The sequence below is a fragment of the Hasllibacter sp. MH4015 genome (genome assembly GCF_020177575.1).
In the GTDB taxonomy this organism is placed as follows: Bacteria; Pseudomonadota; Alphaproteobacteria; order Rhodobacterales; family Rhodobacteraceae; genus Gymnodinialimonas.
Map to the genome: position 1 here is coordinate 2,276,712 of NZ_JAHTBK010000001.1, position 17,094 is coordinate 2,293,805.

General features: G+C 63.1%; 22 protein-coding genes and 2 tRNA genes. 5 read left to right on the forward strand and 19 right to left on the reverse strand.

Annotated features, from left to right (window positions below):
• Positions 1-6: 6 nt before the first annotated feature.
• Together gndA and KUW62_RS11675 are read right to left on the reverse strand one after the other, a co-directional pair.
• Positions 7-1,398, reverse strand: a complete 1,392-nt coding sequence (gene gndA, locus KUW62_RS11670; RefSeq protein WP_224815648.1) for an NADP-dependent phosphogluconate dehydrogenase — start codon at positions 1,396-1,398, stop codon at positions 7-9.
• Positions 1,399-1,528: 130 nt separating this feature from the next.
• Entirely contained in the window at positions 1,529-1,840 is a 312-nt protein-coding gene (locus KUW62_RS11675; protein WP_224815649.1) for a DUF6280 family protein, read from the reverse strand.
• Positions 1,841-2,054: 214 nt separating this feature from the next.
• On the opposite strand from KUW62_RS11675, the gene efp reads away from it, so the two are divergent.
• Complete coding sequence (gene efp / locus KUW62_RS11680) at positions 2,055-2,618, forward strand: elongation factor P (protein ID WP_224815650.1); 564 nt, start codon at positions 2,055-2,057, stop codon at positions 2,616-2,618.
• Between the two features lie 68 nt (positions 2,619-2,686).
• Here efp and KUW62_RS11685 read toward each other — a convergent pair whose 3' ends face one another.
• From KUW62_RS11685 to KUW62_RS11700, 4 genes are all read right to left on the reverse strand, one after another.
• Complete coding sequence (locus KUW62_RS11685; protein WP_224815651.1) at positions 2,687-3,541, reverse strand: rhomboid family intramembrane serine protease; 855 nt, start codon at positions 3,539-3,541, stop codon at positions 2,687-2,689.
• Between the two features lie 102 nt (positions 3,542-3,643).
• Entirely contained in the window at positions 3,644-4,747 is a 1,104-nt protein-coding gene (locus KUW62_RS11690; RefSeq protein ID WP_224815652.1) for a hypothetical protein, read from the reverse strand.
• Positions 4,748-4,966: 219 nt separating this feature from the next.
• On the reverse strand, positions 4,967-6,352 hold the full coding sequence (locus KUW62_RS11695) for a TolC family outer membrane protein (RefSeq protein ID WP_224815653.1): 1,386 nt from the start codon (positions 6,350-6,352) through the stop codon (positions 4,967-4,969).
• Between the two features lie 107 nt (positions 6,353-6,459).
• Positions 6,460-7,113, reverse strand: coding sequence for a protein-L-isoaspartate O-methyltransferase (locus tag KUW62_RS11700; RefSeq protein ID WP_224815654.1), 654 nt, complete (start codon positions 7,111-7,113; stop codon positions 6,460-6,462).
• A 173-nt stretch (positions 7,114-7,286) separates the two neighbouring features.
• Here KUW62_RS11700 and KUW62_RS11705 point away from each other — a divergent pair.
• A tRNA-Cys gene (locus KUW62_RS11705) sits at positions 7,287-7,360 on the forward strand.
• 74 nt (positions 7,361-7,434) lie between these two features.
• Here the strand turns inward: KUW62_RS11705 and KUW62_RS11710 are convergent.
• The 4 genes from KUW62_RS11710 to KUW62_RS11725 all read right to left on the reverse strand — a co-directional run bounded on the left by KUW62_RS11710 (position 7,435) and on the right by KUW62_RS11725 (position 9,413).
• Positions 7,435-8,484 carry a tyrosine-type recombinase/integrase gene (locus KUW62_RS11710; protein WP_224815655.1) on the reverse strand — a complete coding sequence of 350 codons (1,050 nt, stop codon included), beginning with the start codon at positions 8,482-8,484 and terminating at the stop codon, positions 7,435-7,437.
• Complete coding sequence (locus tag KUW62_RS11715; RefSeq protein WP_224815656.1) at positions 8,474-8,680, reverse strand: hypothetical protein; 207 nt, start codon at positions 8,678-8,680, stop codon at positions 8,474-8,476. Before KUW62_RS11715 ends, KUW62_RS11710 begins: the two co-directional genes overlap by 11 nt.
• A 7-nt stretch (positions 8,681-8,687) precedes the next feature.
• Positions 8,688-9,149, reverse strand: a complete 462-nt coding sequence (locus tag KUW62_RS11720; protein ID WP_224815657.1) for a hypothetical protein — start codon at positions 9,147-9,149, stop codon at positions 8,688-8,690.
• Positions 9,150-9,218: 69 nt separating this feature from the next.
• Positions 9,219-9,413, reverse strand: coding sequence for a hypothetical protein (locus tag KUW62_RS11725; protein WP_224815658.1), 195 nt, complete (start codon positions 9,411-9,413; stop codon positions 9,219-9,221).
• A 63-nt stretch (positions 9,414-9,476) separates the two neighbouring features.
• Here KUW62_RS11725 and KUW62_RS11730 point away from each other — a divergent pair, with 63 nt between their 5' ends.
• Positions 9,477-9,701: a helix-turn-helix transcriptional regulator gene (locus KUW62_RS11730; RefSeq protein WP_224815659.1), complete on the forward strand. Its 225-nt coding sequence runs from the start codon at positions 9,477-9,479 to the stop codon at positions 9,699-9,701.
• On the forward strand, positions 9,698-9,934 hold the full coding sequence (locus tag KUW62_RS11735) for a hypothetical protein (RefSeq protein WP_224815660.1): 237 nt from the start codon (positions 9,698-9,700) through the stop codon (positions 9,932-9,934). The genes KUW62_RS11730 and KUW62_RS11735 overlap by 4 nt, the downstream gene beginning before the upstream one ends.
• Positions 9,935-10,060: 126 nt before the next feature.
• On the opposite strand, the gene KUW62_RS11740 is transcribed toward KUW62_RS11735, so the two are convergent.
• From KUW62_RS11740 to KUW62_RS11780, 9 genes are all read right to left on the reverse strand, one after another.
• Positions 10,061-11,125, reverse strand: coding sequence for a phage portal protein (locus tag KUW62_RS11740; protein ID WP_224815661.1), 1,065 nt, complete (start codon positions 11,123-11,125; stop codon positions 10,061-10,063).
• A 2-nt stretch (positions 11,126-11,127) separates the two neighbouring features.
• The gene (locus tag KUW62_RS11745; protein ID WP_224815662.1) at positions 11,128-11,706 is read right to left on the reverse strand and encodes an HK97 family phage prohead protease; all 579 of its coding nucleotides are present in this window, start codon (positions 11,704-11,706) and stop codon (positions 11,128-11,130) included.
• On the reverse strand, positions 11,706-12,977 hold the full coding sequence (locus KUW62_RS11750) for a phage major capsid protein (protein ID WP_224815663.1): 1,272 nt from the start codon (positions 12,975-12,977) through the stop codon (positions 11,706-11,708). The genes KUW62_RS11745 and KUW62_RS11750 overlap by 1 nt, the downstream gene beginning before the upstream one ends.
• A gap of 3 nt (positions 12,978-12,980) precedes the next feature.
• On the reverse strand, positions 12,981-13,319 hold the full coding sequence (locus KUW62_RS11755) for an HNH endonuclease (RefSeq protein ID WP_224815664.1): 339 nt from the start codon (positions 13,317-13,319) through the stop codon (positions 12,981-12,983).
• Positions 13,316-13,660 (reverse strand): head-tail adaptor protein, encoded by a 345-nt coding sequence (locus KUW62_RS11760; RefSeq protein ID WP_224815665.1) that lies wholly within the window; start codon positions 13,658-13,660, stop codon positions 13,316-13,318. The genes KUW62_RS11755 and KUW62_RS11760 overlap by 4 nt, the downstream gene beginning before the upstream one ends.
• Positions 13,651-15,087 carry a terminase TerL endonuclease subunit gene (locus KUW62_RS11765; protein ID WP_224815666.1) on the reverse strand — a complete coding sequence of 479 codons (1,437 nt, stop codon included), beginning with the start codon at positions 15,085-15,087 and terminating at the stop codon, positions 13,651-13,653. The genes KUW62_RS11760 and KUW62_RS11765 overlap by 10 nt, the downstream gene beginning before the upstream one ends.
• 668 nt (positions 15,088-15,755) lie before the next feature.
• Positions 15,756-15,986 carry a hypothetical protein gene (locus KUW62_RS11770; protein WP_224815667.1) on the reverse strand — a complete coding sequence of 77 codons (231 nt, stop codon included), beginning with the start codon at positions 15,984-15,986 and terminating at the stop codon, positions 15,756-15,758.
• Positions 15,983-16,531, reverse strand: a complete 549-nt coding sequence (locus tag KUW62_RS11775) for a hypothetical protein (RefSeq protein ID WP_224815668.1) — start codon at positions 16,529-16,531, stop codon at positions 15,983-15,985. Before KUW62_RS11775 ends, KUW62_RS11770 begins: the two co-directional genes overlap by 4 nt.
• Positions 16,528-16,869 (reverse strand): hypothetical protein, encoded by a 342-nt coding sequence (locus KUW62_RS11780; protein WP_224815669.1) that lies wholly within the window; start codon positions 16,867-16,869, stop codon positions 16,528-16,530. Before KUW62_RS11780 ends, KUW62_RS11775 begins: the two co-directional genes overlap by 4 nt.
• Positions 16,870-16,996: 127 nt before the next feature.
• On the opposite strand from KUW62_RS11780, the gene KUW62_RS11785 reads away from it, so the two are divergent.
• Positions 16,997-17,067, forward strand: a tRNA-OTHER gene (locus KUW62_RS11785).
• Positions 17,068-17,094: the final 27 nt, after the last annotated feature.

Below are 17,094 nucleotides of genomic sequence, written 5' to 3' on the forward strand. Positions count from 1 at the left end.
CCCGGCTCAGTCGTCCGCCCAGGGCCCGTGCTGGTCCGTCTTTCCGTTGTCCAGCCGCACGAAGCCGTGCAGGCCGAAATAGTCACGCTGGCCCTGGATCATGTTGGCCGTCCCCCGCGCCCGGCGCATCGTGTCGAAATAGCCCAAGGCAGCAGCCATCGCAGGCACCGGCAGCCCCGCGCCACTGGCCGTCACAACGACGTGCCGCAACGCGCCGATGGTCTGCGCCAGCAAATCCGCGAAATAGGGCGCTTCCATCAGGGTTTTGCCGGGGGCAACCTCGAACGCCTCGGCCATGTCATCAAGCATGGCGGAGCGGATGATGCAGCCCGCGCGCCAGTTCCGCGCCACATCTTCGCGCATCAATGACCAGTCGAAGGCCTGCGCCGCCGCGCGCAGCATGTCGAAGCCTTGGGTGTAGCACAGGACCTTGCCGCAGGTCAGGGCCGCCTCCAGCATGTCCATCGACAGATCTACCCGTTCTTCCGTGCCGAAGCGCGCGGCCAGCGTCGCGCGCAGGTCTCGCTGCGCCGACATGTTGCGTGCCGCAACCGCAGCCTCGATCACCGGGATCGGCGTGCCTAGATGCTGCGCCTCGATCGCCGTCCACCGTCCGGTGCCCTTCTGACCCGCCGCGTCCACGATCACGTCCAGAAGCGGCCCGTCCGTGGCCGCATCGTGGGCCGCGGCCACTTTCGCCGAGATCTCGATGAGATAGGAGGCCAGCCGCCCGTCGTTCCAGCCCGCGAAGACCGGCGCGATATCGGGCGCGGCCATGCCAATCCCGTCCCGCATCAGACCATAGGTCTCCGCGATCAACTGCATGTCGGCGTATTCGATGCCGTTATGGACGGCCTTGACGAAATGCCCCGCACCGTTCTCCCCCAGACGGGCGGCGCAGGGGGTGCCTTCGTACTTGGCGGCGATGGCAGTGAGGATCGGCGCGACGCGGTCCCAATGGGCTGCCTCCCCCCCCGCCATGATCGCGGGGCCGTGGCGCGCGCCTTCCTCCCCGCCCGAGACACCGACGCCCAGGAACGGGCGGTCCAGCGCCTTCATCCGGCGCATCGTATCGCGGAAATTGGCGTTGCCCGCGTCGATGATCAGATCCTCGGCGTCCAGATGCGGGTCGAGCGCCCGGATCTGCTCATCCACGGCGTCGCCTGCGGGGACCATCAAGATGATCGCGCGGGGGCCTTTCAAGGCCTCGGTCAGCGCCTCCAGCGTCTCGCAGGGGACCACGCGCGCGGCCAGGTCGCCCGCCTCCTCCACGAAGGCGTGGGTCTTGGCAGTGGTGCGGTTGAAGACGGCGACGGTAAATCCCTTCTCCGCGATGTTGAGCGCCAGGGCCGAGCCCATGGTCCCAAGCCCGATCAGCCCGATATCCGCGTTTGCCATCCAATCCTCCCCATCATTTGTGCCGATGAAGGCCGACAACGGGGCGGTTGTAAAGCGGTCCCCCCAAAACGAAAAACGCGCCCTGCAGAGGGGCGCGTTTTCGAAGCTGGCAGCTTGTCGTTCGGTGCGATCAGGCGGCTTCGGCCTGACTGCGGCGTTCGCTTTCCTCGCGGCTGAGCGCGACGGAGGTGCGCACACCGTTGGCCACGAACGCCATCAGGCCGTTCACAACCCGTTCGTTCGGGTCGATGCCGGCGCAGGACAGCACTTCGCGTCCATCGCGCGAACGCGCCCACCGGGCAATCTGCTCTGGCCCGTTTCCATATTTCTTGTCATCGGCGATTGCATCGTCCAACGCCGCCAGGACCACTGCCGCGAAAAGCTTCCGCGCCCGTGTTCCCTGTTCGAAGTTGAAGGCTGTGCCGTCAACGAAATCCCGCATGCGGTCGTCCTTTTTTTGCTCTTGCGTTTTTTGGCGTAGGAGCCCTTATGCCCGGATTCTGTGCGCAACAGCGATGCGAATTTTGCATATGTGGTATTCGCCAGATGCAATGCTCGGCGATTTTCCGCACTTTTTCCGGTGTATGGACACCCCTCCAACGCCCAGATATAGGTCGCGTCAACGAATTCTCAAGGTTTTGCCAAGGTTTTGCCACATGCCAAAAATTAACGGGAACGAGATCCGGCCGGGCAATGTGCTGGAGCACAATGGCGGTCTGTGGGCCGCCGTGAAGGTTGACCACGTCAAACCCGGCAAGGGGGGCGCGTTCGCACAGGTCGAGCTGCGCAACCTGCGCAACGGCTCCAAGCTGAACGAACGGTTCCGGTCCGCCGACAAGGTGGAGCGTGTGCGGCTGGAGCAGAAGGACCAGCAATTCCTTTACGAAAGCGACGGAATGCTCACGTTCATGGATGCGGAGACCTATGAGCAGATCGAATTGCCGGCGGAACTTCTGGGTGAGCGTCGGCCGTTTCTGCAAGACGGCATGACCATCGTGGTGGAGTTTTACGAGGAAGAGGCGCTGAACGCGACGCTGCCTCAGAAAGTCACCTGCAAGGTGGTGGAGACGGAGCCGGTGGTGAAAGGCCAGACAGCGGCCAATTCCTTCAAGCCCGCGATCCTCGACAATGGCGTGAAGGTCATGGTGCCGCCCTTCGTGGGCCAGGACGAGGATATCGTCGTGAACACCGAGACGATGGAGTACTCGGAACGCGCTTGACGCGCGAACGCCCCTCCGGGGCGATAGAGTATTCCGAACGCGTCTGAGCGCGCGCGGCACGATCACCGTTACCGTCCGCCCGACCACGGCCCCCGTGGCCCGCGCCGTTGCCCCGCGCGCGGCACACGGGCGATGTCGGCCAGGGGCCTGTCCGCCCCGCGCGGGCTGCGCACCCGCCGGACCCGCGGAATGGGGGAGCGGTCGCGCCGCTCCACCCGGTATTCCACTTCCTCATGGGGCGGTTTGCCGCCATGGACCGCCCAATATTGCGTCCCGCCTCGCCGCAGCCAGATCGGCAAGGCAAGGATTACGCCCGCAAGGAACCCGCCCGCATGGGCCCAGTATGCGACCCCGCCCCCCACAAGGTCCATCGACAGCCCGTTGACCAATTGCAGGCCGAACCAGAGCCCCAGCATCAGCCAGGCGGGAATGGTGAAGACCTTGATAATGACGACAAGGATCACCAGCACGTCGATCCGCGCCCGGGGAAAGATCAGCAGATAGCCCCCCATCACGCCGGCGATGGCACCCGACGCGCCGACCATCGGGATGGGCGATCCCGGATCGGCAAGGATCTGCCCCGCCGCCGCCGCGATACCCGATGCAAGGTAGAACAGCGCAAAGCCCAGATGTCCCATCAAATCCTCGATATTGTCCCCGAAGATATAGAGAAACAGCATGTTGCCGATCAGGTGCATCCACCCGCCATGGAGGAACATGGACGTCACCAGCGGCCGCAGGGAGCCGCCATTCGTCACCTCCCCCGGGACCAGGCCCCATTCGCGGAAGAACGTACCCAACTCCGCCTCGTTGCCGGACAGGGCGGGGAAATAGGCCAGGAAGATCGCGACATTCGCCACGATCAGCGCCCAGGTCACGAAAGGCGTGCGGTCGGAGGGGTTGTGGTCGCGGATCGGGAACATGTGCGAACCGTCCCGCGCCGCCCCCGGAACGTCAAGGGGCGGGACGGGATGTGCTATGGGTGACGGTGCCCTGTACGGGTCGGGATCGGACGAGGCCGTGGATTATTCGAGGTCTTCGGCCGCCAGCGCAAGGCGCACTTCGCGGCGCACCATCTTGCGGACGTTGCGCGTGATGCGCTGGCCCAGGACGCCCTGAAGCTCCTCGCGCACGACATCGACGATGATCTCGCGCAGGGTCTCCTCGTCCAGCACGCCCTCTTCTGGATCGGGGAAGGTGAAGGGGGACGGGTCATCGCCCAGATCCTCCGCCTGCGGATCATCTTGGGCAAGGTTGTCCTCCGCCTCTGCCGCGTTTTCCGAGATCTCGCCCGTATCTTCGGCGGTCACATCCTCCGGCGCATCGGCTTCCGCTTCCGGGGCGTCCTGCGCCGCCTCCATGGCATCGTCCTGCGCCATCTCCGGCGTCTCCGGCACGTCGGACGCAACCTCGGCCGAATGGTCCTCCGTCGCGTCATCGTCCATCTTCGGCGCGTCGGTCAGGTCGGCATCCGCGTCGGCGTCGGGATCGCGACGGGCGACGAGGGTCATCAGCGCCGATGGGGCCCCGGCACTCGGCCAATTGTCGTCGCCGGTCTCGGATTCGAAGGCGTCCTCTTCCCCGCCCTCCGCGGCGAAGGCGTCCGCGCCGCCGTCCAGCACAACCAGATCGGCAAGGTCTTCGTCAGTGATGGAATCGTCGCCCGGGTCTTCCACCGGGTCGGTGTCGGCATCCGCCCCAACGTCATCGAATTGCGCAAGGCGATCTTCCGGCTGCCACGCGGCGCTTTCGTCCTCGTCCGGCATGTCGGTATCCGAGCCCGCGTCTTCCGTGGCCCCTGCCCCGACCAATTGAGAAATCAGGCTTTCCGGCACCTCGCCCGTGTCTTCGTCCGAGTCTGAACGATCCGCGTCCGCCTCATCCGTTTCGGCGGCTTCGGCCACCGGCGACCACGGATCTTCCGGATCGCTGACGCGGAAGGACGGGGTCAGGACAAGGCGGTTATCCACCGGACTGTCCGGCGCGATGGGCGGCGCAGCGGCAGCCTCTTCCTCCGCTGCAATGGGCTGCATGGAGCCATCGGGCGCCGGGCTGTGATCGGATACAAGCCTGCGGATGGATGCCAGGACATCCTCGATCTCCTCCGGCGATTTCGCGGGATCGGACATTCATGCTCTCCTCAGATACGCGGGCCAAACGGGCCATCGTCGCACCAAAATGCAGCCCTTGGGCGGGCCGTTCTGCTCAACTACTGGGGCGCAGGATAGCCAAAACCGCGCCATCGCACAACAATTCCCGCGTGCGATGCCATTCGGGTTTTCGCAAAAAGCCAGATATTGCGGCCCCTTGGCACGGGGCCGCCCGATGGAGTGGCGCACACGACGCGATCAGTTGCGCCCGATCCGCTCCAATATGGAATCCAACTGCTCGCCCTGCGGGCTGTTGAACCGGCTCGGCGCGTTGGAGAACAGATCGGCATAGGCGGCCGGGTCATATTCCGGGACGTTGAGGTGCAGATTCTCCACCGTCAGAAGCCCCGCTGCGGCAAGCAGCTGGTAGCACGACAGGTAAAGGTCCGTCTGCGCTTCGATCCGGCTGATCCGCGCGTCCAGCACGTCCTGTTCGGCATCCAGCACGTCAAGGGTCGTGCGCGCGCCAAGCGATGCTTCCTCCTGCACACCCTGGAAGGCCAGCGTCGCGGCCTCGATCCGCTGATCGGCGGCCTGGATCTGGGCGGCGGCGATGTTCATGCGCGCCCAGGCATTGCCCACGGCCTGAAGGTTGAGCCGCACCTGCTGGCTCAATCCCATCCGCACGGCGGAGGCCTGCGCCCGCGCCTGGCGTTCCAGCGACAGAAGCTGGCCACCGCGATAGATCGGCTGCGTCAGCGTCATTCCAAGGGTGGCCGACCCGCCTTCTTGCAAGGGGTTGGGGGCGACGAAGGTTTCCGTCAACCGGCCCTCAAGACTCAATTGCGGGCGTCGCCCGGCCTCCGCCTGTTGAATGCCGAGTTCCGCCGCCCGCACTTCGTGCTGCAGCGCGATGATGGCGGGATGTTCCTGCCGGGCCAGCGCCTGTGCCGCGGCCTCGCTGCGGGGCACGTTGGGGATCGCGCCCGGCCCGCTCAACCCGTTGGGATAGCGCCCGACGGCAAGGTTGAAGAGCTCGCGGCTGATGTCGAGCGCACCTTGCGCACCGGCCAATTGCGACCGGGCGGTGGCCAGCTGCGCCTCCGCCTGGGCGACATCGGTGCGGGTATCCTCCCCCACCTCGAACCGGTCCTGGGCGGCGCGCAATTGTTGGGTGATGACGCGGACATTGCGTTCGCGGACGCCCACGACCTGCATGTCGCGCCAGACATTCATATAGGCGGTCACGGCATCCAGAAGCACCTGCTGCTCCAGGCTGACAAGCTGCTGACGGGTGGCCAGGACGGTTTCCTCCGCCGCCTCGATCGCGAAATGCCGTGCGCCGCCATCCATGATCAGCAATTCCGCCACGAGAGAGGCGGAGGCATTCGTCGTATCGTTCACCAATTCGCGGCTTGCCGTGGCGATGAAGGTGATGACCGGGCGTAATTGCGCGACCGCCTGGGCCACGCCCTCATCCTGCACCCGCAACAGGTATCGGTTCTGTTCAAGAAGATTGGAGTGGCGATAGGCGTCCACCATCACGTGACGCAACGAATCCGCCTGTCCCGGCGTCGCAATCGCAAGCGCCATAACGCCCGCCGTCAGCGCCCGACGCGCCCGTATCTGCCAGCCCGTTGCCATGTCTTCGGCCCCCTCATGCCTGTGGGTCTTCACTGCTCTGCCCTCATGCGCGGCCAAATTTGCCTGTGCCGCGCCAACGTCCGGTCCGGGCGGGGGAACCCCCCGCTTCAGAAGACGAAATCCGTTTCCCGTGCGAAGCCCGGCAGCACCGGGGCGGTGGCATTGAACACCATCCGCCACGAAATGCGCCCGTTCGACTTCACGCCAAGGCGTGCCTCGCCAAGGGGACCTTCCATGAAGATCGCGGCGATCTTGCCGCCCTCCTTGAGTTGGTCCTGTATGGCCTGCGGCACCATTTCGACGCCCGCGAAGATCACGACCGCGTCGAAGGGACCGTGCTTGGCACTGCCCTCCGCAATCGGTCCCTCGACGATGGCGGCATTGTCCACGCCCTGCTCGGCCAGCGTCGCCTCGGCGTCGCGGGCAAGCGTCGCGTCTTCCTCCACCGCGACCACCGCCTCGGCGAGATGCGCCAGAAGCGCGGTTCCGTATCCTCCGCCCGCGCCCAGTTCGAGTACCAGATCGGCGGGCGTGGGCTCCAACGCGTCGAGGAGTTTGGCGATCGCGCGCGGATCAAGCAATTGCCGACCGCCGCCCAGATCCACCGGAATGTCCATATAGGCAAGGTCACGCTTGTCGGCAGGCACGTAGGCTTCCCGCGGGACAGAGAGCATTGCATCGAGGATCGGGAACTTGGTCACATCGGACGGGCGCACCTGTGTGTCGACCATCGTAACCCGGCGTTGCGTGTAATCAGCCATCAAACTGAACCATTTCGTCTAGTTTTCTGAAATGGTCTTCGCACATAGCCCTGCGCCGCGCAACAGTGGCCTTTCTCTCGGCGCCAAACTGCCGCGCCAGGGCGACAGGTGGCCCCGCGATTTGGGGTTGCCCGTGGAGGGTCGCTCACCTATTGAAACGTCGCACCACGCGAGGCGAGTTGGCGGAGTGGTTACGCAGCGGATTGCAAATCCGTGTACACCGGTTCGATTCCGGTACTCGCCTCCATTTGTTTTCAAGCACTTGCGCCCCACTGTCGCTTGCGCGGCCTGCGCCGTTTACAGGTGCGTTTACAGTTTTGTTCACGATGCACCCCCTTTTGCATGGGCGAGTTTCACAAGAACGGCGTCGGTTTCATCGGGCGAGACCCGAGCATAATGCTCGATCACATTCGCCGCGTAGCGAACCGACCAACCCATGTGATTTGCGATCTCCGCAAGCGAAAGACCGGCGTTCAATAGCCGCGTTGCAGCTGTGCCGCGCGCATCGTTGAGGCGCAATTCATCCGACAGCTTGGCCTTGTCGCGCCACTGGCGAACACCTTCAGACGCGCGGTGCAGGGTCAGGGCGTTGCCGCTGGCATTTGTCAGGATCAGCAACCGGCCAGGTGGGGTTGCATCAATCACCTGCGCCAGCGCTTGCGTGATCGGGATATGGGCCAACCGCTTGCGCTTGTTCGTCCTGACACGGAGGCGGCGACCGAGCGGGGTCTGTTCGACGTGGGCCGAGGTCAACTTGATCAGGTCAGCCGGACGCAAGCCGGTTTCACACGCTACGCAGAGAAGGCGAGAAACCCATTCGGGGGCAATCGCATCAAACGCTTCACGGTCAGCTGGAGTCCAGACGATCTCGGAGCGATCCACCTCATAGAGCCGGTGGAGTTTGTGGCAAAAATGCTCGGACAGCTTGCCCTCCTGGACCGCCCAATTGAGGATGCGGACTGCGTGGGTGCCAGCCATGTCGTGTTGCTTGGGCGAGTGCCTCCAAAGCGCCCGCCATTCGTTGACCTCGCCCCTTGCACCACGCTCCTCAAAGATGACGGCAGGCGCATCCTTGAAGTGGTCCGCGAAACGCAGGCCCCACTTGCGAATGTCAGCACGGGATCGCTGGCCTTTCGGCATCGCGGTGCTGGACAGAAAGTCATCCACCAATTGCGGCGTCATGTAATGCGACGGCTTAGGGCGCTCCACCGCATCCGCAAACGCCAGATAGAATGCAGGATCACCCGGTTTACGATGGTCATCCTCCCAAAATTTGGGACCTCCGCGCCATGCGTAAAAATGGAACCGGCTTTTGCCGCTTGCCAAACGCCGCCGAACGCGATGAACGCCTTTGGGCAGATCAGCCGCCATGTCGGTCAGCCTTCCACTTTTCGAGCGGCGTCATATCGGCTTCGCCAGTCTCTGCGTTGCGGCGCGCGGTGATCTTCATTCGGTCGCCGCCCGGTATTGGCGCATCCACTGAGACTTCATCCCACCCGGCTGCAAACGCAGCGTCAAAGGCAGGTGTCAGATCGGATTTGCGAATGACTGCAGGGCGACGTTCCATCTGAGTACTAGTCCTCCGGTCCGATAATGGAGCGCTCAATCTCAGTGTAGTGCGCGATCAGCTTACGGAGTTTGGAGACATTGAACGTCCAGACCTGCCGGACATCGGTGTCATGCATGGACGGAATCTCCCAATCCTCGGGAACCTCAGAAAACGGGCAAGCATACCCGCTCGGTGAAGCGAACCAATCAAAGACGTAGCTGATCTGCTTAACGGAGGGATTTTGCCGTGCGGCTTTCGACACTTCGCAAGCGATGTGACCGGCAGCACGGGCGTTCAACCCATCTTCAAGCAGATCCCGGAATAGCCGAAGGGCAATCATGTCTTTCGGTTTGAAATACCGCGACCGGCCCGGCACCGTCGCGGGTGCGCAGGTAAATGCGCCGGATGCTACATGTTCGTTAAATCGATCACGGTTTAACTGAGCGACCTTACATGCGGCTGCAGTCGTGAGGCGGGGTTCGACCATGATGACCTCCTGATTTTTTCCAGAGGTATATTTGCCTTTGGGAAAAATCAAGAGCTTTTTGGTGTGGAGTTAGTCGCTAACTGCGTCGGCCAATGCGCGAATCTCAAATTGGACGAGCTCACATAGGCGCTCGAGCAACGGCTGGTCTTGGTGATCCGCGATTTCAACTGCACAGGTAGCAAGGCTTTCGATGTGGAGAAGTCGTTCATAGACCGTTTCACCGCGGATGGCAGCGGCATGGGTATCAGCAAGTTTTTGCGACATTGTCGGATTCTCCAAAATTTGTTATGACATTTGCACATGTGCATTTAGCACAAGGATGGACTTATGACAAGCGCACAAGTTCGGGCCGCTCGCGGGCTCTTGAATTGGACGGTTAGAGACCTCGCGGAGCGCGCAAGCGTTCATCGAAACACCGTCACAAACATTGAGACGGGTCGATATTCCGGAAGTGCAGATGCCCTATCGGCCATTCGTTCTGCGATCGAGTCCGCCGGTGTTCAGCTGATCGCGGAAAACGGCGGGGGTGCAGGAGTGAGGTTTAAGAAATGACGAAACGCGAGTTGGAGCGCCGGATCGAAGAGCTCGAAGGCAAGGTCGATGACCTGCAGAGACTAGCCCAAAATGCCGACCTGATCTTGGCCGCGATGGTCGGTCGGCTGGCGCATGAAACAGACGGTCACTTCGACATTGGTGTGCCCGACTCAGTGATTGGGACTGATGAGGATCGTTGGCTCATGGCAGTCATACACGGCTTCAATCGCGCGTCTGAGGGACAGGGCTGAAAAAATCGCGCGCCGCGCCCTTATGGAAAAAGGCCGCGCGCTGTCGGGGTTGTTACGGCACTCACCGACTGAACCGGGATGTTGTGGGCTAAAGATGTGAAAGAAAAAGCCCAAGGCACATCCTGCCTATTTCTCCCAATCAACCATGCGCATGGCCCCTGACACCGCTCCTGGCGGGATGCCTGCCTCTTTCGCCTCGGCAATCGTTTTGACAATCGCGGACAACGCGCGGGCGCGCCCCCCGGCGTCAAAGGCCTGCAGTGGCCGGATCGTGTCGATCTCCACTAGCCCACCGAGTTTGGTGGCTGCCTCCTCGGCCAAGAGCGCGGCGATGGGTTGCAGGGTCCAGATCGCAAGCTGGCGCTGAGCCTCGCGGACTGCCGGGCCAGTAGCCGCACGGTTCACCAGCGAGGGCAGAACGCCATAAGCCATCAGGATACCCTCTCGTGCGGCTGCCAACGTCTCTGCCGTCATACTCTTGGAAAGATCCGGCGAAATCTGGTCCGGGCTCTGGCCGATCTGTGGGTTCATGCCCGCCGCCGTCGCCTGTGCCACGCCCTCGATCACCAGCGTCGAGCCCCGCCGTCCCCGGAACGCATCGCGCATCGACGCCATGTCTTCCGCCCCTGTGTCGGGCAAGGGCACAATCTGCGATCCGAGGGGGGCATTCTCGAATGTCTCGCTGAGCGCAGATTCGACCGCGTAGAGCATCGCCCCGGTCAGGCTGGACCGGCGAAGAGGGGCGGTGCCGATCCACGGGGTCAGGTTGTCGGTTCCGATCCGAAGATGCAACACCTCAGGGGCAAGTGCAGTGACCGTGCGTCCACCTCCCGCCTCGGGGATCGACAGACGATAGGCGCGCGGCTTGCCGTCTTTCGTCGTCACTTCCCAATCGGTTACGGGGACCAAGCCGAGGTCGGTGATCAGATAGACCGCTTCGCCATTCAACGCGACGGCGCGGGCGATCATCGCCATGGTCTGGCGCGTCAACAGGTCGGTACCCGACACATCAGCCATCGCAAAACCCCCTTCCCACAGACTTACGCAGCTTTGCACCGTCGCCGTCAGTTCGGCCACGCCGCGCCGACCACTGATGAAGCTGTCCCGCGCCGCCATGACCTGGGCCGTGTAGCCAGTACCGCTGGACCTTGCCTCTATCGGGCGCAACTTGTTCCTGAGCCATCCGAGCATAATCACCTCCAACGCAGCGCGGCGGGGCGATGCGTCAAGCGGCTCACTACCTCGCCAATGGGTTGCCAGTTCCGGGCTTCGATCTGGGCTTGCGGATACGCGGGTTTCGTGACGGCGCTGATCTCGATCAGGTCAGCCGCATTGATTGTCCGAAGGATCGCGCCCTCGCGCTCCTCGACCTTTTCCCCACCCGGTTGTACCCGGAACCCGGGGGAGAGGCCGCGCACAAGGCCCGCCGCATGGGCACTCAGGAAGTCGCGCACGTAGCTGACTTGGTTCATGTCGGCGCCAATTCTCGCCTCGACCGTCAAAGCCTCATCGGTTTCCGACAGGAAGAGCGTGCCGGCAGACCGCGAGGCAAGCGGCCTGTTAAAGTCGTGGCCGGACAGGAAATGCACATCCTCATCGCGCTCGATACGATCTGCGAATGCGCGCGGAGCAATCACCTCTCGCCGTTCACGCCCCATTGCGCCCGCCTCGGCCAGTACGGTTTCCCGGCCATAGGGAAAGATTGCCCGAAGGCGGGTTTCCCCGCCCTCGGTGCGCAGCTCAAGGCTGCCGATGTGTCCCCCCCAGTACACTACGCGGCTTCCAGTTCGAGGCCGGTCAACAGTTCGAGTTGGGCCGGGCGCGCCACGGTAACATCCATCGTCGCCAACGCCGTGATCCTCAACCCACCGGACTGTGCATCGCTGTAGGGGTCGCGGATCATGTCCACCGCCCCCCATGCGCCCACGAAAATCGGCGCGACACCGCCCGCCGTCGTGGTCAGAAGCGCCGAGGTAGCGGCGGGCGTACCGGACGGGGCGGCAAGCGCGTTGCTTGTCATGGCGATGTTGCTTGCCGGGATGTTCTTCAACAGCCGGTCCCATTCAGACAGGTCCGGCAGTATGGACTGCTTACCTTCCATGTAGTCCCACAGTTCCGGGCGCACCAACGCCCGCACCTGGCCGGGGGCATTGGCCGCATTCGCCGTCATAAACCGGGTCACTCCCGCCCGAAACGCAGCCCATTCCGCCAGCGCATCTACCGCCGTAGACGTGATGCCGTAGGTCGCCGCGCCCGTGATGACACCAAGCGGTTGGCCGTTGGCCCCGGTGCCAAGGAAAACCGCCTGATCCATGGCCGCGCCCATAGCCCCGCTCATGTCGCGCCGCACGGCCTGTTCAAGCGCCGTGCCAGACTGCTTGAGGGTCTTGCGGGTGATGCGCATCTGAATGCCGAGGTTGTGGTCGGGCGACATAGCGCGGTCGGTGGTCGCGTAGGTGGTCGGCCCGGCGACATTCGCCGTCTCGCCGTCCGCCCATCCCGCCGTGACGGCCGAGGTGGTCACAGGCCATTCCACCGCCCCTGAGGCGATGCTGATCATTTGAGCCCCCATGCGCGCCGCCACGCTGTCCGGGAACAGCCGGTCAATGATCGGACGGGTCTGGATCGGGTTCGGAGTGCCACTCGCGACAGTTTCACCGTCCCGTACTTCCAGCGCCTGCCACGGCACGGGGATGCCCCGAAAGCCGCCCTGTTCGCGCAGTTCGGATACGATCTCTGCCGTCTGCCCCTCCAACGAACGACCTTCATCAAGGGCCAGCGCGACCTGGCGCATCTCGAACCCGGCCATGAGATTCACCCATTCCTGGGCGGAGCGGGTTTCCAGTTCCTCGCCCGCATCACGGCGTTCGGTATCTTCCGCGATCAGGGCCGCGCGATAGCGCGTTTCGTTCGAACGATACTCTTCATCGAGTTCGTCCATTTCCTCGACCTCTTCCTCGGTCGGCTTTTCCTTGTTCGCCATCTTCGCGAGTTTCTGGCGGATTTCGCTTTGCCGCCGGGCGATCTTCACAGACTCGAGCATCGTCTATCCTTTCTGCTCAATTGGGTTTTTGCCGGGCCGCTCAAGCGACCCGACTGCATTCCGCCATGCCTGGCGGTCTTCTCGGGGCGGGGGATGCCCGCACTCGATCCGGGTTTTTCGGGAGTGGCACCCTGGGCAGAGCGCCTGCAGGTTGCGCGGGTCGTAGGACAATTCCGGGTGAGTCCTGACCGGTTTGATGTGATCGACCTCGAGCCGCCCGCCGCAGCCACAGGACCGACAACGGTAGCGGTCCCGCTCGAGGATCTCGGCCCGCAGCGCCTTCCAGCGTTTCGTCCGGGTCACCTTTTTCGAGTGCCGTTCGTGATCCTTCCGAACACTCATGGCAGATCATCCGACTTGGCCGTGATCTCAAGGAAGCCGCGGTTGTCCGGCACCTCCTTGATACCGTCGATCTCGAAGGTGACGCCTTCATGGATCAGGCGGTCGGTGCGTTGAATGCTGCGGCCCGTGGCGCTGGCCCGGATCACAAATCGGGTGACCAGGACGTTGTCCCATTCTGCAGCGTTCAAGCGTTCCGCGTCAGACACGTCGCGTCGTTGCGCGAAGATCAGTGGCCCAAAATCCTGCCATCCGCCCATCTGTCCGCCGAAGCCATCGGTACCGATCTGGACGAACCGCCGGACCTGAATGCGCCGGTTCAGGTTTGCCGAGTTCAGAACCATGACATCCTCGCTTTCGTCTGCGGGGCCGCTGCGATGCGCGCGCCTTGGGCAACGGCAAGCACGGACGCCGCCGCTGCGTCGATCCGGCCCGTCGATCGAGCCTTCGCCAGTTTCAGGTTGTTGGCCGGATCGCGGAGACACACCGCGTCCGCGAAAGCAGATCGCAGCAACAGGGACGGGCGGGCTTTGACCAGGCCGTCGAACGCGGCGCGGCGGAACCTTTCGCAATCCTCGCCACCGTCGCGGAAGCCCTGCCCTCGCCAGACGCAGGGAGCGCGGACACCCGCCCGATTCAGCGCCTCGGAAAGTTCAGCCTGCTTGTAGCGATCCATGGTGATCGCAATGACCTGCTGGCCATCGACCTGACGCATGACCTCGGCCAGCCACGGGGCTACGGGCACCGTCTTGTCGCCGAGGACGGTTAACTCGCCCCGCTCCTGCATCTCGACATACCGACCAGCCACGCCATCCGACTGGCCCCGGTCCAACAGGGACGGCATGGTCGGGAAGGTGCCGAGGCATTCAAGCCGCCCGGTCTGGGGCCAGTAGAACGCGGCGGCGGTCATTGAGGCAGAGCCGCCCAGGTCGATGCCGATCACCACCCCGCCTTCACGCGGAGGCAGGATATCGGTCTCGCAATTCAGCCATTCATCGAGCGTGATTAGTAGATCGCGGGCTTCGCCAGACACGCGCTCGTTTCGATTGTAGAGGCGGAAAGACGTGAGGCTCGATCCGCCGCGCGCAATCGCGCGCTTCGCCTGAGCTTTCAGCCATTCCAGCGATCCACCGATGCCGTGCGGTGCGCCGGGGTTAGCGATCAACAGGCTTTCCGCGTCATCGGCGGGCAGGCCCGGCGCGGGCCGATGTTCCTGCACGTAGGAGCCTGGCAAAGGGTCATCGATCCACCGCGAAAACGGATGCGTGTCGTCGCTGGCAGAGGTGCTAATCAGGAAAGCGCGGCCATCCCGCTTGCCGAGGCCGGACAGCAGGGCGTGTTCGAGCTCGTCGCCTCGATCGAGCGCCCAATGGCCGCGCTCGTCCAAGATCGCCATGGTGGGCGCGCCGCCGAGGGCTGACTTGCCATCAGCTGCGATGACGCGAAGGACATGCCCACCGCCGTCACCCTCAAACTCGATTTCAAGGCGCGGCGCACGGCGGTAGATCAGACGGCTTTGAAGATCGGGCGGAAGGGTGGCAGCGAAGCCCGCGACAAAATCCCAGATGATCCGGCCCTGATCCCGCGTCCTGGCAGCGGCAATGATCTCGCGCCGGGGCTGACGGTCCCAGACACCCAAGAGTCCGCCGAGCGCAAGGCCCGCCGTGATAGCCGACTTGCCATTGCCGCGCCCAATGCTGAGAACCGCGTTCGCGGTGTCATCGGCCATCGCGCCTTCAATGAATTGGCGCTGGAAGGGTGCGAGATTCACCGGTTTTCCGGCATTCGGCCCCTCGGGAATTCTGAGGCCATGCATAAAGTGCATAGCTCTTTCCGCCGGGGTCCCGTTTTTCAGTTCAGGCCGTTGCGCGAAAATTGAAAACTCTCCTTCACGCTCCTCTTTGCCTGCCAAAGTCGCGGCATTGGGACCATTACCGAAGAGGTCGCTGTCGTAGCGATCTTGCAATGACTGGGCAGGCGCGCCGACGCGATTGAGTTTCGACCCATCGGCCCTTCGCCACTGTCGATTACCTGTCTTGTCCGCCTGCTTCATCTCGCGTCTTCGTCCACTTGTTTTTCCCAATCTGCCCCACCCCTGCTCACTGGTGAGGGTCGTTGTGACGGTCAGAAAGCGGGTTACTGCGACGAGCATTAAGACCCGTCTCCCGCCCTAACCGTCGCGATCTTGCCTGCTCACCGGAGCCGGGCCGCCGCTTAGGCCAGACCTGCCTTTCCCTCGGCTCGGTCCGCTCTCCCATGTTCACCGCCGCGAGGGTGGCAGTGGGGCCTTAGGGCCTGGAGAGACCGCGTGTGCGGAATAGCTGCCCTTGTGCTGTGGCCCGTTACCCGGTAGCACTGTGATGCGGTGTCCCCGGCTAACCCTTGAAAGCCAGACGCTGCATGAGCCCGCCGTTGCACCGGCGGGCTTTCTGTTTCAGATCACCCCTCAATCACTTGAAAATCGTCGTCTGGCGTTGTGCCCAACTCGGAGACCAGTCGCCGCATGATCTGGGCCTGCTTCGCCGATGGATGCCAGGCAGAGCGCTTTCCTTGCCGGGCGATGGACTGGACAAAGCCCTTAAGCCAATCGTCCGACCCATCTGCCATCACTCGCCGAATGACCTGTGGCCATTGAAGCGTCAGGATCTCATCAAGCTCGCTGTCGGTCATGCCTGCACCCCGCGATACCGCGCGCCCACACGCGCCATGTGGGGAGAGGTGGTCAGGCTCTTGGCGTCCATCGGGGACCGGCCATCGAAGTGCAGCGCAGCTTGATCCATGAGGGCTTGAGCGAGGTCAGGCGGAATGTCAGCTGCGTCATTACCGAACCCCGCCTGATACTCGATCGTCAGTTTCTCAGGGCTGAGGTTGAAGAAATCGGGAGACCAATGGATGTATGGCCTGATGCCGCCCGCAAAGTCGAATGAGGTGGACGCCTCGCCGTCAACGGTTACGGACGGAGTGCCATCATCGGCGACCGGGCCAATGGGGAGGCTCAAACCGCAACCGGGGGCAGGATTGAATACTGTGACCCGGATCGATTGTGTCAGCAGCGCGATCTGCGCAAATTGCTCGATCTCAGCTGCCGCCGTTCGCCCGATGTTCTGGATCGCGTTATCTTCCGCGTTATCCGAGACCCGCAGGTGCAGCTTGAGTTCATCAATGTCGAAAGGCAGTCCAGCGCCTTCTGCTATCCGCTGAACGAGTATCTTCATACCGCCACCTCCATTTCACTGATGTGCTGGAAGAACGCCGCCTGATCTTTGCGGCTCATGGCCTCGAACGATGCAAGAGCGAAGGCTTTGCGCTCGTCGCGGCTGGCACGTACTGCCCACTGCCGCGCTTCATCCATTTCGCCGAGAAATGCGGGCAGTGGGCCGCCAGCCGAACCAATTGCCGCTGCTGCCGCAGCCTGGGCCTGATCCGGGTTCAGGGACCGAAGGGCCGAAAATGCTAGCGAAAGACGTTCGGCCTCAGAGAGGCGGGCGGCAGCTACGATGCTAAAAGCCGCCCAAGCATCAAACGATCCGACCATCAGCGAATAGCCGAGCATCCTCGAAATGCGCTTATGTTCAGAGTCGATGAAGCGGCCAATTTTGGATCGGGGCTTTCCGTTTACATTTGCCCTGTAACCGTTTGATTTTTCGGCACCCTCCGAAGGGTAATGTTTACCGCTTTGTGGTGGGTTTTCAGAGGCATCCGGAGGATTGCAAATCCGTGTACACCGGTTCGATTCCGGTACTCGCCTCCATTTGTTTTCAATAACTTATGATCTGCT

Excerpts from the sequence above, each read along its gene's own strand:
- KUW62_RS11710 (WP_224815655.1), bottom strand. The coding sequence starts at position 8,484 with ATGGCGGCTGATCTGCCCAAAGGCGTTCATCGCGTTCGGCGGCGTTTG.
- KUW62_RS11675 (WP_224815649.1), bottom strand. The coding sequence starts at position 1,840 with ATGCGGGATTTCGTTGACGGCACAGCCTTCAACTTCGAACAGGGAACA.
- KUW62_RS11735 (WP_224815660.1), top strand. The coding sequence starts at position 9,698 with ATGACGAAACGCGAGTTGGAGCGCCGGATCGAAGAGCTCGAAGGCAAG.
- KUW62_RS11780 (WP_224815669.1), bottom strand. The coding sequence starts at position 16,869 with ATGCTCGGCTATTCGCTGATGGTCGGATCGTTTGATGCTTGGGCGGCT.
- efp (WP_224815650.1), top strand. The coding sequence starts at position 2,055 with ATGCCAAAAATTAACGGGAACGAGATCCGGCCGGGCAATGTGCTGGAG.
- KUW62_RS11700 (WP_224815654.1), bottom strand. The coding sequence starts at position 7,113 with ATGGCTGATTACACGCAACGCCGGGTTACGATGGTCGACACACAGGTG.
- KUW62_RS11775 (WP_224815668.1), bottom strand. The coding sequence starts at position 16,531 with ATGAAGATACTCGTTCAGCGGATAGCAGAAGGCGCTGGACTGCCTTTC.
- KUW62_RS11750 (WP_224815663.1), bottom strand. The coding sequence starts at position 12,977 with ATGCTCGAGTCTGTGAAGATCGCCCGGCGGCAAAGCGAAATCCGCCAG.
- KUW62_RS11725 (WP_224815658.1), bottom strand. The coding sequence starts at position 9,413 with ATGTCGCAAAAACTTGCTGATACCCATGCCGCTGCCATCCGCGGTGAA.
- KUW62_RS11695 (WP_224815653.1), bottom strand. The coding sequence starts at position 6,352 with ATGGCAACGGGCTGGCAGATACGGGCGCGTCGGGCGCTGACGGCGGGC.
- KUW62_RS11685 (WP_224815651.1), bottom strand. The coding sequence starts at position 3,541 with ATGTTCCCGATCCGCGACCACAACCCCTCCGACCGCACGCCTTTCGTG.
- KUW62_RS11715 (WP_224815656.1), bottom strand. The coding sequence starts at position 8,680 with ATGGAACGTCGCCCTGCAGTCATTCGCAAATCCGATCTGACACCTGCC.
- KUW62_RS11690 (WP_224815652.1), bottom strand. The coding sequence starts at position 4,747 with ATGTCCGATCCCGCGAAATCGCCGGAGGAGATCGAGGATGTCCTGGCA.
- KUW62_RS11760 (WP_224815665.1), bottom strand. The coding sequence starts at position 13,660 with ATGGTTCTGAACTCGGCAAACCTGAACCGGCGCATTCAGGTCCGGCGG.
- KUW62_RS11720 (WP_224815657.1), bottom strand. The coding sequence starts at position 9,149 with ATGGTCGAACCCCGCCTCACGACTGCAGCCGCATGTAAGGTCGCTCAG.
- KUW62_RS11740 (WP_224815661.1), bottom strand. The coding sequence starts at position 11,125 with ATGCTCGGATGGCTCAGGAACAAGTTGCGCCCGATAGAGGCAAGGTCC.
- KUW62_RS11730 (WP_224815659.1), top strand. The coding sequence starts at position 9,477 with ATGACAAGCGCACAAGTTCGGGCCGCTCGCGGGCTCTTGAATTGGACG.
- KUW62_RS11755 (WP_224815664.1), bottom strand. The coding sequence starts at position 13,319 with ATGAGTGTTCGGAAGGATCACGAACGGCACTCGAAAAAGGTGACCCGG.
- gndA (WP_224815648.1), bottom strand. The coding sequence starts at position 1,398 with ATGGCAAACGCGGATATCGGGCTGATCGGGCTTGGGACCATGGGCTCG.
- KUW62_RS11770 (WP_224815667.1), bottom strand. The coding sequence starts at position 15,986 with ATGACCGACAGCGAGCTTGATGAGATCCTGACGCTTCAATGGCCACAG.